Annotated in this window: 12 protein-coding genes and 1 tRNA gene; 4 read left to right on the top strand and 9 right to left on the bottom strand. The window is 62.8% G+C overall.

The window, feature by feature from the left end:
• Positions 1 to 18 precede the first annotated feature (18 nt).
• The 7 genes from MGMSRV2_RS19745 to MGMSRV2_RS19715 form a co-directional block, all read right to left on the bottom strand.
• Positions 19 to 396 (bottom strand): hypothetical protein, encoded by a 378-nt coding sequence (locus MGMSRV2_RS19745; protein WP_024082155.1) that lies wholly within the window; start codon positions 394 to 396, stop codon positions 19 to 21.
• On the bottom strand, positions 393 to 1,160 hold the full coding sequence (locus MGMSRV2_RS19740) for a recombinase family protein (RefSeq protein ID WP_024082154.1): 768 nt from the start codon (positions 1,158 to 1,160) through the stop codon (positions 393 to 395). Before MGMSRV2_RS19740 ends, MGMSRV2_RS19745 begins: the two co-directional genes overlap by 4 nt.
• Positions 1,127 to 1,693, bottom strand: a complete 567-nt coding sequence (locus MGMSRV2_RS19735; RefSeq protein ID WP_024082153.1) for a hypothetical protein — start codon at positions 1,691 to 1,693, stop codon at positions 1,127 to 1,129. The genes MGMSRV2_RS19740 and MGMSRV2_RS19735 overlap by 34 nt, the downstream gene beginning before the upstream one ends.
• Entirely contained in the window at positions 1,690 to 2,124 is a 435-nt protein-coding gene (locus tag MGMSRV2_RS19730; protein ID WP_024082152.1) for a response regulator, read from the bottom strand. The genes MGMSRV2_RS19735 and MGMSRV2_RS19730 overlap by 4 nt, the downstream gene beginning before the upstream one ends.
• Positions 2,115 to 2,549 carry a response regulator gene (locus MGMSRV2_RS19725; protein WP_024082151.1) on the bottom strand — a complete coding sequence of 145 codons (435 nt, stop codon included), beginning with the start codon at positions 2,547 to 2,549 and terminating at the stop codon, positions 2,115 to 2,117. Before MGMSRV2_RS19725 ends, MGMSRV2_RS19730 begins: the two co-directional genes overlap by 10 nt.
• Positions 2,550 to 2,554: 5 nt before the next feature.
• A complete protein-coding gene (locus MGMSRV2_RS19720) occupies positions 2,555 to 3,253 on the bottom strand; it encodes a helix-turn-helix transcriptional regulator (protein WP_024082150.1) in 699 nt (232 codons plus the stop codon).
• Between the two features lie 144 nt (positions 3,254 to 3,397).
• The gene (locus MGMSRV2_RS19715) at positions 3,398 to 4,123 is read right to left on the bottom strand and encodes a LuxR family transcriptional regulator (protein WP_024082149.1); all 726 of its coding nucleotides are present in this window, start codon (positions 4,121 to 4,123) and stop codon (positions 3,398 to 3,400) included.
• A gap of 265 nt (positions 4,124 to 4,388) precedes the next feature.
• On the opposite strand from MGMSRV2_RS19715, the gene MGMSRV2_RS19710 reads away from it, so the two are divergent.
• From MGMSRV2_RS19710 to MGMSRV2_RS19700, 3 genes are read left to right on the top strand one after another with little or no spacing between them, the layout of a single operon-like run.
• Positions 4,389 to 13,106 (top strand): DUF4347 domain-containing protein, encoded by an 8,718-nt coding sequence (locus tag MGMSRV2_RS19710; protein ID WP_024082148.1) that lies wholly within the window; start codon positions 4,389 to 4,391, stop codon positions 13,104 to 13,106.
• Positions 13,107 to 13,123: 17 nt separating this feature from the next.
• The gene (locus MGMSRV2_RS19705) at positions 13,124 to 14,884 is read left to right on the top strand and encodes a TolC family protein (RefSeq protein WP_024082147.1); all 1,761 of its coding nucleotides are present in this window, start codon (positions 13,124 to 13,126) and stop codon (positions 14,882 to 14,884) included.
• Entirely contained in the window at positions 14,881 to 15,552 is a 672-nt protein-coding gene (locus MGMSRV2_RS19700) for a site-2 protease family protein (RefSeq protein ID WP_024082146.1), read from the top strand. Before MGMSRV2_RS19705 ends, MGMSRV2_RS19700 begins: the two co-directional genes overlap by 4 nt.
• On the opposite strand, the gene MGMSRV2_RS19695 is transcribed toward MGMSRV2_RS19700, so the two are convergent.
• Together MGMSRV2_RS19695 and MGMSRV2_RS19690 are read right to left on the bottom strand one after the other, a co-directional pair.
• Positions 15,521 to 16,324 (bottom strand): DUF6538 domain-containing protein, encoded by an 804-nt coding sequence (locus MGMSRV2_RS19695; protein ID WP_024082145.1) that lies wholly within the window; start codon positions 16,322 to 16,324, stop codon positions 15,521 to 15,523. The genes MGMSRV2_RS19700 and MGMSRV2_RS19695 overlap by 32 nt on opposite strands.
• Before the next feature lie 98 nt (positions 16,325 to 16,422).
• Positions 16,423 to 16,496, bottom strand: a tRNA-Gln gene (locus tag MGMSRV2_RS19690).
• Between the two features lie 184 nt (positions 16,497 to 16,680).
• Here MGMSRV2_RS19690 and MGMSRV2_RS21280 point away from each other — a divergent pair.
• On the top strand, positions 16,681 to 17,676 hold the full coding sequence (locus tag MGMSRV2_RS21280) for a Ppx/GppA phosphatase family protein (protein WP_024082144.1): 996 nt from the start codon (positions 16,681 to 16,683) through the stop codon (positions 17,674 to 17,676).
• Positions 17,677 to 17,681: the final 5 nt, after the last annotated feature.

Below are 17,681 nucleotides of genomic sequence, written 5' to 3'. Positions count from 1 at the left end.
TTCTCGGTGGGCGAGCAGTCACCCGCCATTAACCAATTCCCGCCTCTGCTCCGCCCACTCTACCGGAAACGGCCCCAGCAGTCCCCGCACGGTCAGCTTCTCAGGCTGACGTCCAGCGAGAATGGCCTCGACGATGTCGGGGGCCAGCAGGGTCAGGCGGAGGATGCGGCTGGCAAAGGCGCGGTCTACTCGCTCGGCCTTGGCCAGTTCGTTGATGGAAGCGTGTTGCCCTGATTCCAGCATCCGCCGCCAGCGGAAGGCGCGAGCCAGGGAGCGGACGATGGGGCTGTCCACCGGCACCCGCGTTTCCGGGTTATAGAGGCTGCCGTCTGGCAGGACGATGCGCTTGCGCCCACCGATGCGGCGGAAAATCATGGGGACGAACACGGTGGTCATGCCGCCGCCCTCCGCCCCTTGGCCGGTTTCAGTTCCCCGGCAAGCTGAGCCAGCCCATCGGTGCGCAGGCTGATATTGATGCCCTGGGGCGAGAGATCGACCCGTTCGACCAGAAGCTGGACGATGCGGGCCTGCTCGGCGGGGAAAAGTTCGTCCCAAAGGGGATCAAGCTGGCCCAGGGTGGTGGCGACCTCGCGTTCGGTCATGTCCTTACCCTTGGCGCGGATGCTTTTCCAGGTACGGGCCACCACCTCGGGAGTACGCAGAAGCGACCGCAACTGATCGATCACCGCGTTCTCGACCTGGGCGGCGGGCACGCGCCCGACCGGGCAGGCATCCGGGCCTTCCTTGATCACATTCATGGTGACGTAATAGCGGTACAGCTTCCCGCCCTTGCGGGTATGGGCGGGCGTCATCGCCCGACCGCCAGGGGCGAAGATCAGCCCTTTTAGCAGCGCCGGGGTCTGTGCCCTGGTGCGGCTCGCGCGAGTACGCGGGCTGACCTCCATCACGGCGCGGACCTTGTCCCACAGGGCCTGGTCGATGATCGCCTCGTGTTCGCCGTCATGGGCCACGCCCTTGTGGACTGCCTTGCCGATATAAAGCGGATTGGCCAGCAGCTTATAGAGGCCGCCCTTATCCAGTTTCTTGCCCCGACGGGTGATGCCCTCCTCGGCCAGTTCCTTTACCAGCAATGTGGCGGAGCCGATGCGGATGAACCGCTCGAAAATCATCCGCACGGTAGCGGCTTCATCCTCGACCACCAGCAGCTTGCGGTCGGCGCAGCGGTATCCTTGCTGGCCTTCAGCCCCAGAATGGTCCGCAAGGCGGGAACCGGCAGGCGACAGCAGGAATGGCCGCCGGAGCAACTGACCGGCTTCCACTCGACCAGCGCGAAATCCTCCCTGGCCACCACACTGGTCGGCTGGTTCTGGTGGAAAATGGCATTGACGTGAACGTCGATCAGAAAGCGCATGCCGTCGGCGATCCCGGTGGCATCAATGGGCAAGTCGAACACGGCCCGGAAGAATCCCCCACGGCTGCCGATGATGATGTTCGAGAAATACCCGCGCATCATTTCCAGAACAGCCGATGGGGAATCATGCAGAACCAGCAAATCGATATCGCCCATCCAGCGACACTTGCCGGTATGGGCCCGAACGGCCGATGAATCGGTCACCATGACCAGGGTGCCCAGCGAACGCACGAACGGCTCCGCAGGTGCCAGGATCTTGGTGAAGACGTATTCGTCCGCCCTGGCGAAGGCCAGGGGGGAAAGCGGGATATGGTCGCTCATGGAATTGCGCCGCAGCCCGAACCCGTCTGGCAGACGCCTCGATGAACGCGCACACCTTGGGGCAGCACGCCCATCAGGCGGCCCAGGCCGATGATCGAGGCGGCGACCAGGGTCGCGTCGGTTCCAGGGCAATGGGTCAGGGAATCGGCCCCGGCTTCCAGGGCCTCAAGGGTGATGACCACATCGCCGCGCCTAGTCATGACGATGATGCCAGGGCCAAAGCCCTGTCGCCGCCGGATGGATTTGATCGTGTCGATGGCCTGACGGGGGTGACGGCGCAGGTCAAGAAGCATGATGTCGCCGCGCCCGATATCGCCAAGCCCGTCCGAGGTTGCGGCGAAATATGATCTCTCGACCGGAATGCCAAGCAGGGACAGCAACGCCAGAACATCATGCGGGACATGGGCATCAGCGGCGCAGATCACTCGCATGGAGCCAACTCCCGGGAACTTGGGGTGGGGAGGCGCCCAAGAAAGCCAGCCAACGGTCCCAGCCCCTCTCCCTTCAGGGAAAAGAGGTGGATGCCAAGGTCGCCGCACGTTTTCCGATCTGGGCCAGGACAATGACCGGAAACCACCGCAGCCGGGATCTCTGAGCAATTGCCCCCCATTGCCCTGATCCGACGCAAGGCTTCCAACCCATCCATGCCAGGCATGTCGATGTCGGTAATGATGGCCGCAAAGGGAAACATGGGCGCCAGTTCCACTGCCTCCAGCCCATTGCTGGCGGTCAGCACGACAAATCCTTTTGCCTGGATGAAGCTCTTCATCATCTTTCTGATGAGCGCGGAATCATCGACGACCAGGATGAATTGGGCGCAAGGATCAATGGGAGAGGCGTGGTTCTGGGATTGCATCGCGGCTACTCCTGGATGATCAACCCCAGCCTAGTGGCTTTGAGTGCGGCGCCGACACGATTGAAGACGCCAAGCTTGGCGTAGATGTTCTTCAGGTGGAATTCCGTGGTGTTGACCGTGGTGTCCAGAGTTTTGGCGATATCGGTATTGCTGTATCCGCGCACCAACAGTGTCAGAACCTGATGCTCGCGGTTGGACATGGGGGCTATCCGCTCGGTCGGACGTCCGATCAGGCCCGCTTCAAGGCAATGCAGCAAGATCGCCTCGGCGCCTTGGCGCAAGGCGACGATGTCGTTGCTTGAATGGTCACGTATCTCGGGGCAACTGAGATGCAGGCCCATGATCGGCCCGCCCGCATCCAAAAAGACCATACCCATGACATCGCTCCACCCTTGGATCCGGATCAGATCCATGGCGTCAAGATCGGGTCGCGGCAAGGTCGCGGCTGCACTCCCCCACCATGCCGGCAAGGGTGAGGCTTGAATCAGTGCCGGAGCGATCGACCTCGGGGCCACTTCGCTTTCCTGGAACAGGTGGCGGGAAACAGCCGCTGTCCAGGTTCCCAGGCTGTGCCAGTGGCCGTTCTGGGCGCGGATGCGCAAGCAGAAGTCGGAAAATCCCAGACCGCGGACAGTTCCCTGAAGGCGCTCCAGCAGAAGCGCCGGGACAGCCAGGTCCGGCATCGTATCCAACTCGCCCACCATCCAATGTTCCTTGCTGACGCTTGTGGTCAGCCATCACACCGAATGGGGACATAATTTGTAATACTTCTGGACTGAGGGGTGGGCGCAGCCTTTGCGGGTATAGCGCTGCACTTCAAGGAGAAATGCTGCCACCCTTGCGGGTTCTCAGGGAAGGATTTGGCGGGTCAGCATGGCCTTGACCACCGCCTGCAGGCGTGAATTCGCTCCCAGTTTCTTCATGGCGGAATTCAGATACATCCTGGTGGTGTTCTCCGTGACACCCAGAATTTCCCCGATTTCCCAGGCAGTCTTCCCGCGAGCCAGCCACGCCAGACACTCTCTTTCCCGCTTGGTCAAACTTGGCTTAGGGGCTGGATCAGGATGAAGGACCTTGTGGCACTCATGAAAATGCACGGCAATAACGTGCAATAGGTGTCGATAGCGATTCCAGGCCCTGGCGAATCCAGTCTCATCGCTGCTGAAAACCGAAAATGATCCGGCCCCGAATCCGGGTTCGTGCAGCGGAATGTCCGCCCCCATGGCCAATCCGAATTCCTTGGCCTCGGTAAAGATGGCCCGTTCCGGAGCGTTGACGGGCAGACCCAGCAATATTTCATTCCAGCAGAAGGGAAGTACGGAATTGATGACCCTTTTGGCGACCGGGTCGATGTCCACATAGCCCCGTTCCTCGTAACGCTGCACCCACGCCATGTTCCAATCGCCCGCATACAGCAACCGTTCGCTGGCGGGTGAATATCGATGGTATGTGAAGCCGTCGAAACCATATTCAACCACGGCTTCGTGAGCGTGTTTCTCAAGTTCCGCCACATCGGAACTTGCGGCGAGTCGAGTCAAGACGCCGTCAACTTCAAAATACATGTCATTGGACATTGGGGCTTATTCCCAAGGAAGGCGCAGAATGGCAAAGACAAATCACAGAAAATGTTAAAAATAACAAATTGTCACAAATCGCCAAATCCTGTGCATAAACCTACTCTCTATTTGCAGAGCATAACACCGGAGTGTTTTTTATCGCAAGGCAATAGCCGCCTGGGGTGTTCCGTAGGTGACTGAATTAAAACAATAAATTAGCTTCTGATGGCGCGGCGCCCGACAGGCCGCCAGATAATATTTACTGCCCCAGGAGTCTTTGGTCATGACGTCCCTGCCGATTGCCTCTGGGCACGCTTCCCGGAAACGCCGTCCGCTGATCATGGCCCTGGAGCCGCGCATCATGTTCGATGGCGCCGCCGTGGCGGATGTAGCGCATGCCACCCAGGACGCAGTGGCGGACATGGTAGTCGCGGCCACCCTTCCCGATACCCCCCCGGCAATCGAGGTGCGGGCCGCCGATCAGGCCCAGAACCAGGGCCGCAAGGAAGTGGCCTTCATCGATTCCGCTGTGGCCGACATCCCGACGCTGGTGGCGTCGTTGCGTGCTGGGGTCGAGGTGGTGACCATCGAGGCCGGCCAGGACGCCCTGGCGGTGATGACCGAATGGGCGGCCAGTCATTCGGGCTATGACGCCATCCATCTGCTGAGCCATGGTGAATCGGCGCATCTTAACCTGAGCGGCAACGATATCGGCGCCGCCGACCTTGCCGACGCTACTACGCGTGCCGAATTGGCCACCCTGGGCCAGGCCTTGAAGCCGGATGGCGACATCTTGCTGTATGGCTGCGATGTCGCCTCGGGCCAGGCCGGCCAGGATTTCACCGTCGCCCTTGCCGACATCACCGGTGCGGACGTGGCCGCCTCGGACGACGTGACCGGTGCGGCTTATTTGGGGGGCGACTGGGAACTGGAGGTCACCAGTGGATCGGTGGAAAGCACCACCGCCCTGACCCAGGCCGGCACGGAATCTTATGGCCATACCCTGGCGACCTTCGATTTCTCGACGATCACCAACAATAGCCCAACCTCCATCGCCCAGACCAATGCTGGCGAATCGCGGACCGCGACGGTGACCAGCACCAGCGCCTTGGGCGTGTCCACATCCGTGGACTTGCCCGGGGCGCCCTTCAAGACAGGTGGCCTGACTGGCACCGTCAGTGAACTGGACAGCAATCCGCTGGTCGTCACCTTCAATGGCGCGGTCAACGTCACGTCGCTTGATGTCATCGTAGCGTTTATCCCTGACGCCCTCGTGGGCGGAACTCCCGCCCCCGTCACCATGCGCGCCACTCCTTCCGGCGGAACCGGAAGCGCTGTCGATTTCGCCTTCGCAGACATACAAACGACCTACACCCTAACCATGTCGACCAATTGGACGGGCATCACCTCAATTTCCATCACCCGTGTGGATAACGGCGACAGTGGGTCGCACAAGGTATGCTCGGGCGTCGACAACATCGTGTTCAGTGCAACCGCATCGGGCCCCGCCATCACCTCGGCCACCTATGACGCCTCGACCAACGTGCTGTCGGTCACCGGCGCCAATCTGACCAATGGCGGCTCCATCGACGAGACCAAGCTGACGCTGACCGGCCAGGGCGGGGCGACCTATACCCTGACCGAGACCGGGGCGATCACCGCTTCCAGCACCACCGGCTTTTCCATCACGCTCAACGCTACCGACCAGTTGAACGTGGAAGGTCTGTTGAACAAGACGGGCACGACGGCGGTGAGCGGCGCCACCTACAATCTGGCGGGGGCGGCGGATTGGCATGGCACCGGCAATGCCGACACCACCGGCAACGCGGTAACGGTCAGCAATGTGCAGACGCCGACCATCACCAGCGCCACCTATGACGCCAGCACTGGGGTGATGACGTTCACCGGTACGAACATGGTTAAAGCGTCAGGTGCCAATAACGACATTACCGTCAGCAAACTGCGCGTTGGGGCTGGCTCGCCGAGCTACACACTGACGTCTTCAGACGTCGAGATCACTTCGGCGACTTCTTTCTCGGTGACTTTGAACGGTACCGACAGGACGGCAGTGGATGCAATTCTCAACAAGAATGGGAATGACGACTCAACTGGTGTCGGCTACATCGGCCAGGGGCAAGATGACTGGAATACGGTAATTACCAATGGCGATATTACTGACTTGATTACTCCAGTAACAGTCTCAAATGTTGCTCCTCGTATCACCTCGGCCACCTATGACGCCTCGACCAACGTGCTGTCGGTCACCGGATCGGGCCTGACCAATGGCGGCTCCATCGACGAAACCAAGCTGACGCTGACCGGCCAGGGTGGGGCCACCTATACCCTGACCGAGACCGGGGCGATCACGGCGTCCAGCACCACCGGCTTTTCCATCACGCTGAACGCCACCGACGCCATGAATGTGGAAGGGCTGCTGAACAAGGCGGGCACGACGGCGGTGGACAGCACCACCTTTAATCTGGCGGGTGCAGCGGATTGGCACGGCACCGGCAATGCCGATCTGACCGGCAACGGGGTGACGGTGTCCAGCGTGCAGACGCCCACCGTCTCCAGCGCCACCTATGATGCCAGCAACGGTTCTCTGGTGCTGACCGGCACCAACATGGTCAAGGCGGACGGCGCCACCAACGACATCACCGCCAACAAGATCACGCTGACCGGCGAAGGTGGGGCGACCTATACCCTGACCGACACCGCCAATGTGGAGATCACCAGTGCCACCAGCGCGACCTTGACCCTGTCGGCCAACGACAAGGCGGCGCTGAACCAGATCTTCAACAAGACCGGCACGGCATCGACCGGCGGCACCACCTATAACGTTGCCGCTGCCGATGACTGGAACACGGTCATCACCAATGGCGACATTTCCGATACCACCGGCAACGCGGTGACGGTCAGCAACCCCGACACGCCTACCATCACCAGCGCTACCTATAATGCCGGGACCGGTGCCCTGGTGGTGACCGGGACTGGCTTTTTGAAGCTGTCGGGGGCCACCAACGATATCGATGTCAGCAAGCTGACGCTCACCGGTGAAGGCGGCGCGACCTATACGCTCACCACCTCCAGCGTCGAGATCACCAGCGGCACAGCCTTCACGGTCACGCTGAACGCCACCGATCTGGCCGGAATCAACCAGATCCTCAACAAGGCCGGCACCTCGTCCACGGGCGCTACCACCTACAACTTGGCGGGGGCGGAGGATTGGGCGGCGGGCGCCGCGGCTGCCGTCACCGTGGCCGATCTGACCGGCAACGGCATCACCGTGTCCAGCCCGACCACGCCCACCATCACCAGCACTGCTTATGACGCCACCGCCGGGACCCTGGTGCTGACCGGCACCGGCTTCCTGAAGCTGAATGGCGCCACCAACGACATCGTCGCCAATAAGTTCACTTTCACCGGTGAAGGCGGTGCCACCTATACCCTGACCGATACGGCGAATATCGAGATCACCAGCGGGACGGCAGCCACCCTGACGCTCTCGGCCACCGACAAGGCCGCCGTGAACCTGATGCTGAACAAGGCGGGCACCAGTTCGACCGGCGGCACCACCTATAACGTGGCGGCGGCGGAAGATTGGGCGGCGGGTGCCGACGCGGCGGTCAACGTGGTGGATGCCACCACGGGCGTGACGGTCAGCAATCTGGTCACCCCAACCGTCACCAGCGCAGCTTACGATTATTCCACCAACACCTTGGTGGTGACCGGCACCGGCTTCGTGCGGTCCTCGGGGGCGGCCAACGACGTCAATCTGACCAAGCTGACGCTGACCGGGCAAGGCGGGGCCACCTATACCCTGGCCGCCAGCACCGACGTCGAGGTCGATTCCGGTACCCAGTTCACCGTGACCCTGACCGGGGCGGATATTTACAATGTGGAAGCGCTGCTAAACGCCAACGGCACGTCGTCGGCGGGCGGCACCACCTATAACATCGCCGCCGCCGCCAGCTTCCTGCGCGGCGACAACGCCGCCACCGGCGACGCCACTTCGGGCGTGACGGTGTCCAACTGGGCCGCCCCGGTCATCACCAGCACCACCTTCGACTGGAACACCGGCGCCCTGGTTCTGACCGGGACCAATTTCGTCAACGTGTCGGGAGCCACCAACGACGTGGTGGCGTCCAAGTTCACCTTCACCGGCGAGGGCGGCACCTACACGCTCACCGATTCCAGCAACGTCGAGATCACCTCGGCCACCGCCGCGACCATTACGCTCTCGGCCACCGATCTGCTGAACGTGCGGGGCCTCTTGAACAAGAACGGCACGCAATCGTCCGGCGCGGTGACCTATAACCTCGCTGCCGCCGATGACTGGATGGCCGGGTCGCCCTCGGCCACCGACATCGCCGATGCCACCACTGGCTCGACCGTGTCCAACGTGGCCACGCCGACCATCACCAGCGCCACTTACGATTCCACCAGCGGCGTGCTGACGGTGACCGGCACCAATCTGTTCAAGAAGGTTGGCGCCACCAACGATATCGACGTCCAGAAGCTGACATTCACCGGCCAGGGCGGCGGCACCTACACCATTGCCGGCGGCACGGCGGATGTGGAGGTCACCAGCGCCACCAGCTTCACCATGACCCTGACCGGGGCCGACAAGACGGGGGTGGACGCGCTGCTCGACCAGATCGGCACCACCTCTTCCGGCGGCACCACCTATAATCTGGCCGGGGCCGATGCCTGGGTTGCGGCGCAGGATTCCGGCACCAACATCGCGGATGCCACCAACGCCATCACGGTGAGCATCAACCCCACCGTCACCAGCGCCACCTATGATGCCAATGCCGGCACCCTGGTGGTGACGGGCGCCAACATCCAGGCCAATGGTGGTGGCATGGACATCGACCTGTCCAAGCTGACCCTGACCGGCGAGGGGGGCAGCACCTATACCCTGACCACCAGCAATGTGGAGCGGGATTCGGTGACCCAGTTCACCGTCACGGTCAACGCCACCGACAAGGCGGCGCTGAACCAGATCCTCAACAAGACCGGCACCGCGTCCACCGGTGGCACCACCTTCAACATCGCCGCCGCCGATGATTGGTGCACCAATGTGACGGCGGGCGACACCAGTGACGCCACCAATGGGGTGACGGTGTCCAATCCCGATACGCCCACCATCACGTCGGCCACCTACAACGCAGGCACCGGCGCCCTGGTGGTGACCGGCACCGGTTTCCTGAAGCTGTCGGGGGCCACCAACGACATCGATGTCAGCAAGCTGACGATCACCGGCGAAGGTGGGGCGACCTATACGCTGACCACCTCCAGCGTGGAAATCACCTCTGGTACCGCCTTCACCGTTACGCTGAATGCCACCGATCTGGCCGGAATCAACCAGATCCTCAACAAGGCGGACACCAGCGCCACCGGCGGCACCACCTATAATCTGGCCGGGGCCGAGGATTGGGCGTCAGGCGCGGCCGCCGCGGTCAATGTGGCCGATCTGACCGGTAACGGCATCACCGTTTCCAACCCCACCACTCCGACCATCACCAGCACCACCTATGATGCCAGCACCGGCGTTTTGGTTCTGACCGGCACCGGCTTCCTGAAGCTGGACGGCGCCACCAACGACATCGTCGCCAACAAGCTTGCATTCAGGGGCGAGGGGAACGCCACCTACGCCCTGACCGACACAGCCAATGTGGAGATCACCAGCGGCACCACCGCCACCCTGACCCTGTCGGCCACCGACAAGGCCGCGGTGAATTTGATACTGAACAAGGCGGGCACCACCTCCACCAGCGGCACCACCTACGTCATGGCGGCGGCCGAGGACTGGGCGGCGGGCGCCGAAGCCGCCGTCAACGTGCTCGATGCCACCACGCCAGTCACGGTGTCCAACGTGGCGGCGCCCGTCATCACCAGCGCTACCTACGACTACACCACCAACACAATGGTGGTGACCGGCACCGGCTTCGTCTCCAAATCGGGGGCGACCAACGACATCGATCTCTCCAAGCTGACACTGACCGGCCAGGGCGGGGCCACCTACACCCTGGCCTCCACCACCAATGTGGAGATCACCAGCGATACCAGCTTTTCCGTCACCTTGAGCGGTGCCGACATCCATAACGTCGAGGCGCTGCTGAACAAGGACGGCACCTCCTCGGTGGGCGGCACCACCTATAATCTGGCCGGGGCCGAGGATTGGGCGGTGGGTGCCGATGCGGCTGTCACCGTGGCCGACCTGACCGGCAACGGCATCACCGTGTCCAACTGGGCCATTCCCACCATCACCAGCGCCACCTATGACTGGTCCAACGGACAATTGGTGCTGACCGGCACCAATTTCGTCAACATCACCGGAGCCACCAACGACATCGTCGCCAACAAGCTGACGCTGACCGGCGAAGGTGGGGGCACCTATACGCTTACCGACACCGCCAATGTGGAAATCACCAGCGCCACCACGGCGACGCTGACGCTGTCGGCCACCGACAAGCTGAATGTCCATGGCCTGCTGAACAAGAACGGCACCACGTCTGGCGGCGGCACCACCTACAACGTGGCGGCGGCTGATGACTGGATGGCGGGCAGCCCTTCGGCCAGTGACATTGCCGATGCCACCGGCAATGGTGCCACGGTCAGCAATGTGGGCACGCCGACCATCACCAGCGCCACCTTCAACAGCGATACCGGCGTGTTGACCGTGACCGGCACCAATCTGTTCAAGAAGGTGGGAGCGGCCAACGACATCGACCTGTCGATGCTGACGTTCACCGGCGGCAACAACGCCACCTTCACCCTGACCACGGCGACGGATGTCGAGATCACCAGCGCCACCAGCTTCACCGCCACCCTGTCGGGCACGGACCTGACCAACGTGGCGGCACTGATGAACGCGCTCGGCACCCAATCGGGCACCGGTACTACCTACAACCTGGCCGCTGCCGACAATTGGCTGACAGCGGCTGAAGCCGCTGTCGATATAGCCGATGCCACCGGCAACGCCATCACCGTTTCCATCAATCCGGCCATTACGTCCGCCACCTATAACGCCAATACCGGCGCCCTGGTGGTCACCGGTACCAACATCCAGGCGTTCGGCGGGGCCAACAACGACATCGACGTGTCCAAGCTGACCCTGACCGGCGAGGGCGGCGCCACCTATACGCTCACCACCACCAGCGTCGAGCGGGATTCGGCCACCCAGTTCACGGTGACCTTGAACGCCACCGACAAGGCGGCGGTGAACCAGATCCTGAACAAGACCGGCACGTCTTCCACCGGTGGCACCACCTTCAACATCGCCGCCGCCGCCGATTGGTCGGGCGCGGTGTCGGGGGCGGCGGATGCCACCAACGCGGTGACGGTGTCGAACCCGGACACACCGACCATCACCAGCGCCACTTATGACGCTGGCACCGGCACCTTCGTGGTCACCGGCACCGGCCTGTTGAAGAAGTCGGGGGCGGCCAACGATGTGGACGTATCCAAGTTCACCATCACTGGCGAGGGCGGCGAGACCTATACGCTGACCACGTCCAGCGTCGAGATCACCAACGGCACCAGCTTCACCATCACCTTGTCGCCCACAGACAAGGCGGCGTTGAACCTGATCCTCAACAAGGACGGCACCTCGTCCACCGGCACCGGCACCTACAACCTGGCGGCAGCCGAGGATTGGGCGGCGGGGGCCGAGGCGGCGGTCAACGTCGCTGATTTGACCGGCAACGGCATCACCGTGTCGAATGTGGCCGCCCCCACGGTAACCAGCGCCACCTACGATTACGGCACCGGCACCCTGACCGTCACCGGCACCGGTCTGCTGAAGCGCGGCGGCGCCGCCAACGACATCGACCTGACCAAGCTGACCCTGACCGGCGGCACCGGCACTACCCATACGCTGACCAGCACGGATGTGGAGGTGACCTCTGGCACCAGCTTCACGGTGACGCTGAACAACGCCGACAAGACGGCCATAAACCTGCTTTTGAACAAGAACGGCACGGCATCGAACGGCGGCACCACCTATAACCTGGCTGCGGCTGGCAGCTGGAACCGCGGCTCTGCCGTCGCCGCCGCCGACCTGACCGGCAACGGCGTGACGGTGTCGAGCGTGCCCGCGCCCGTGGTGGCTCCGCCTGCCGCCCCACCGCCGCCGCCCGCGCCGCCGCCGGTGGTCGAGGCCCCCAAGCCCGCACCGCCCAAGGATAGCGGCCCGGTGGCGCCACTGGTGACGGTGGTGCGCGACAACACGCCCGCGCCGACGACCTTCCAGGCCCCAGCGGCTCCGGTTGTGACCCAGACCCAAGCCCCCGCCGCGCCGACCTTGGCGCCCACCGGTGCTCAGACGGTGCAGACCATTCCGGCGACCCTGACCGCGCCGTCGGCGCAAGCCTTCCAGGTGGCGGTGGCCGTCAGGGCGGCGGGTGGCGGCGACGCCCTGGTGGTCAATGCACCGGTGAGGGATTCGGTGATCGCCGAAGGCACCCGCATCGCCGTGACGGTGCCTTCGGAAGCCTTCGCCCACACCAAGGCCGATGCCACGGTGACCCTGACCGCCACCCGCGACACGGGCGCGGCGCTGCCCGCCTGGATGGCTTTCAACCCGCAGACCGGCACCTTCGAGGGGACGCCGCCGCCCGGGTTCAAGGGTGAGGTGGTGGTGCGCGTCGTCGCCCGCGACCAGGATGGCCGCGAGGCGGTGCAGACCTTCAAGATCGTGGTCGGTACCGCCGGCCAGGGCAACATCGCTCCCGGCCAGCGCGGTGGTGAAGGGCAAGGCCAGGGACAAGGTGAAGGCCAAGGACAGCCGCAAGGCGGCGAAGGCCCGGGCCAGCCACAGGGTGTCCCCGGCCAGACCGGCGATTCCGGCCCCATGGACGGTGTCAAACAGGCAAACGCCAAGCCGATTGGCCGTCCCAGCCTGACAGAGCAATTGCATGCATTGAGTTTCAAGGGCGGTGTCGCCCGTCAGATCGCGTTGTTTGAAGCCGTTAAGCGTGGCGGTAAGGCCGCGTAAGTCCAAGGGGGATGGTTATGGTTATTTCTGCTTTTGGTGCCCGGCGCCTGCTGGCATCCGTGTCTTTGGTCGCGCTGCTTTCCGCCTGCGCCATGACGCCCGAGCCTTTCACCCCCGAGCAGCTTGCCCAAAGCTCGAAGGATGATCGCACCGACATGTTCAAGTCAGGCGAGCCGCTTTCCGGCCCATTGACGGTGTCCGAGGCTATTGCGCGGGCCTTGAAGCACAATCTGGATCGCCGCGCCAAGGTGATGGAAGAAGCCCTGGCCCTGGGTCAGACCGACATCGACCGCTGGGACATGCTGCCCAAACTGGTGGCCAATACCAATTTCACCAGTCGGTCGGAACCCAACGCCACCCGATCGCGTGATCTTTATACCCAGACCACCAGCACCTCGAATCCTACCTATTCCGCCGACCGCGACAATTACACCGCCGATTTGGGCCTGTCCTGGAACGTGCTGGATTTCGGCCTTTCCTATTTCACCGCCAAGCAAAACGCCGACCGGGCGCTGATCGCCACCGAGCGTAAGCGCAAGGCGGTCCACAATCTGGTGCAGGAAGTGCGCTTCGCCTTCTGGCGGGCGGCGGCCCACCAGGAACTGAAAGCCGAGGTAGATACCGCCGTCGCCGAAGCCAAGGTGGCTCTGGACCGCGCCGAGATTGTGGAAAAGGAAAACCTGAAGGCCCCGGCCGAGGCGTTGCGCTATCAGAAAAGCCTGCTGGAGACGCTGCGCCAGCTGACCGCCATTCAGCAGGAGCTTAGCACCGCCGAGATCGAACTGGCGGCGCTGATCAATGCGCCCCCCGGCACCAAGCTGATGCTGGATGTGCCCAAGGACATGACTGTCCCCGCCTGGGATCTGGATCTGGAAAAGATGGAGGAAGTGGCCTTCGTCAATAACCCCGATCTGCGCGAACAGGGCTATCAGGCCCGCATTTCCGCCAATGACACCAGGAAGGCCATTGTCCGGCTGTTCCCCGGCATCACCTTTTCCGCCAGCCGCAATTACGACCACAACTCGTTCCTGATGGCCAACCACTGGTACGAAGCGGGTGCCAAGCTGTCGTGGAACCTGATGAATCTGGTCAGCGGTCCCGATGCCATCAAATACGCCGAAACCACCGAGGATGTGGCCAAGGCCAAGCGCCTGGCGCTGCGCATGGCGGTGCTGGCCCAGGTGCATGTGTCAGAGCGTCAGTTCCGCAATTCCATCAGCCAGTACCAGCAATCCGACAAGCTGTGGCGGGTCGATACCCGGCTGTTCCAACTGTCGGAAGCCAAGACCGCCAATGACGCCCAGGGCATGCTGGAACGGGTGGCGGGCCGCGCCTCGGCTATTGCGTCTGCCCTGCGCCGCTTCCAGACCTATGCCCAGGTGGAACAATCCTACGCCAAGATGCAGGCGTCCCTGGGGCAGGACCTGATGCCCGAAAGCGTCGCCAGCCACGACCTTCCCGGCCTGTCTGCGGCCATCGCCGAACGGCTGGCGACCTGGGGTACTGCAGAGAACAAGGCGAATCCGGACGCCCCGATCCTGGCTTCTCAGCCGATGGCAATCCCCATGCCGTCGGCGGCGGTTCCGGTGGCCGAACCAAGCCCCCAAGAAAGCCGGAAGGCCCCGGAACCGGCCTTGCCTGATCAACCCATTGGTGGAGGCTGGCTGAACAGCGTCTCGCGCTTCTTAGGCATCGAAGAAAGTGAGGAGCATGTCAGGGCTGATGTGGAACGCAACATCGCCCATATCCGCGACCTGACCCAGGCATCGGCGCGATGAAGGCGGGCCTTCCCGCCATCATCATTTTGGTGCTGGGAAGCGTGCCGGCGCTGGGACAGGAACTGCGTGCCCAGCTCAAGGACGTCGACCGCCTGCTGGCCCTCCGCGATGCGGCCAAGACCAGTTGGCTCACCTGGGCCTTGCACCATTATCTGTTCTTCCGCATCCCTCTGGTGCGGCCCGACGCCTGGCTGAGCCGAGCCCTTCCGCTGGTGGCCTGGATGGGGTCACGCGCCTTCCGCCTGTGCACGCTGGCCGCGCTGCTGCTGGGGCTGTTGATGGTAGGGCGGCAATGGGACCGCTTCGCCGCCACCTTCGTCGATCATTTCTCGCTGAGCGGGCTGGCCGCTTTCGGGATCGCGCTGGGTTTCGCCAAGATGGCCCACGAACTGGGGCATGCGCTGGTCGCCAAATCCTATGGCTGCCGGGTGCCCACCATGGGCGTGGCCTTCCTGGTGCTGTGGCCCATGCTCTACACCGACGTCAACGATGCCTGGAAGCTGACTGATCGGCGTCAGCGGCTGATGGTGGGGGCGGCAGGCATTTTAGCCGAGATGACCATCGCCGCCTGGGCGGTGCTGGCCTGGGGCCTGTTGCCCGAGGGCACCGCAAAGGGGATGGCCTTCACCCTGGCGGTCACCACGCTATTCTCGTCATTGGCCCTTTGAGGAAGCGCCAATAGCCTGACAGGCTGGAAAAGTGCTTCTTGATGGTTTTGGGCTCCATAGTGGGCCTTTTGACCAGCGCCTGTTCATTCTCGGCAATCAGCTCCGAAGCCGTTTTGGGCACGGCCCCCTTGGCATGGGAATCCTTCCCGTGAACCTTGGGGAGCTTCATCAAGGTCATTTGGAAGCGAAAAGCGTCTTCCTTGCTGTATTCCCGAACCGGTTTGCACCCCACCAATTCCTCGAATAGCCGTACCGCCACTCGCACATCACGGATGGATTTCTCCGGGGTGCGTTTACCGTTCTTCCCCGGCAGGCGACGCACTGAAAGATAATCCTCAAGTTTGTCAGTGAGCATGGGAGAGGGCTTGATGTAGCCCCGCGTGTCTGCATCTGCGTTGTTGCGTTCGGGCTGGAGGGGAGCCTGTTCTCGCTTCTCTGCCTGTTGGCGGGGCTCAGCGCCCTGCCAATCGAGAATCGCCTTACCTTCGACAATTCTCCGAATGCCCAGCTTTACCTCATCCACAATCTGGCTTGGGGTGATGGAGATGCCCCCCATGTCATGGGCAATCTTATATGCCTTCATGCGGTCGAAGGCGTGTTCAGTCTGGTTCCAAATCAGACGCAGTTTGACTCCAGCCTCACGCCGAGACTTTGTCCGCACCGAGCAGGTAATTTCCTTCTGCCCAAACAGGCCCGATAAATCAGCAGGGATGGCACGACGGAACCAAAAGGTTGAACCTTTGACCCGACAATTGGAGATGGCGACCGGCATGGCCTAGACCCACAACAAGAGTTCTGGACCAGTGTTTTGGACCACTTAGTGGCCTCAACACTGCCAACCCATTGATTTTACATGATTTCTAGGAAGAGTGGCTGGGGGACTAGGATTCGAACCTAGACTGGCGGAGTCAGAGTCCGCTGTCCTACCGTTAGACGATCCCCCACCAGGGGTTCTGCGGGTAACCGTGGCCATCCGCGAGAGGGGCACCTTCTAGCAAACACACTGGATTTTGTGAAGGGATTTTTTTCGCTCCGGACATTTCCCTTGGGTCAAGCGGGCGCAAGCGGGTAACATCGCCGCCGCCCATGTTGCCGGCGCCCCGTTGCTGTTGCTTGCGAGTTCCCGCGTTGCCGTCTGTTTCCATCGCCCCGTCCGACCCCGTTTATGCGGCCTTGGACTTGGGCACCAATAATTGCCGCATGCTGGTGGCGCGCCCCACCCATGACGGGTTCCGCGTCGTCGATGCCTTTTCCCGCATCACCCGTCTCGGCGAAGGCTTGGCGGCCAGCGGCATGTTGTCGGACGCCGCCATGGACCGTACGGTCACCGCCTTGCGCGCCTGCGCCGACAAGATGGCCCGCAACCGGGTCACCCGTGCCCGTCTGGTCGCCACCGAAGCCTGCCGTCGTGCCGCCAATTGCGACAGCTTCGCCCAAAGGGTGAAGGTCGAGACCGGGCTGGAGCTGGAAATCATTTCCGCCAAGGACGAAGCCGGGCTGGCCCTGGGCGGCTGTTCGTCGCTGATGCGCCCCGATTATCCGTGGGCCCTGGTATTCGACATTGGCGGCGGCTCGACCGAGCTGATCTGGGTCAGGAACAATGCCGATGCCCCCCAGGTCAGGGGTGTGGTGTCCCTGCCCTTGGGTGTCGTCACCCTGGCCGAGCAAGTGGGAGAAGCCCTGCACAATCCCGCCGGGTATGCTGTCACCGTTGCCCAGATCGCCACCCGGCTGGCGGCGTTCGAGGCCGAGCACGCCATCACCGCCCGCCTATTGATGGGCGAGGTGCAGATGCTGGGCACCTCGGGCACCGTCACCACCTTGGCCGCCCTGCATCTGAATTTGGAACGCTATGACCGTTCGCTGGTGGATGGTCTGGATTTGCGTCTGGCCGATATCGCCGCCGTCACCACCTCGCTGCTGGGCATGAGCGCGTCGGAACGCGTCGCCCATCCGTGCATCGGCACCGAGCGCGCCGATCTGGTCATCGCCGGCTGCGCCATTCTTGAAGCCATGTGCCGTTTGTGGCCATTGTCGAGCCTGCGTGTCGCCGATCGCGGCGTGCGCGAGGGGATTTTGCTGTCCATGATGCGCCAGGACGGCGTCTGGGCCCGCGCGGAGTAAGGTAA

This window comes from Magnetospirillum gryphiswaldense MSR-1 v2 (assembly GCF_000513295.1).
Lineage (GTDB): Bacteria > Pseudomonadota > Alphaproteobacteria > Rhodospirillales > Magnetospirillaceae > Magnetospirillum > Magnetospirillum gryphiswaldense.
The sequence above is the reverse complement of the archived record's forward strand: the minus strand, read 5'-3'. Positions and strand labels throughout refer to the sequence as shown.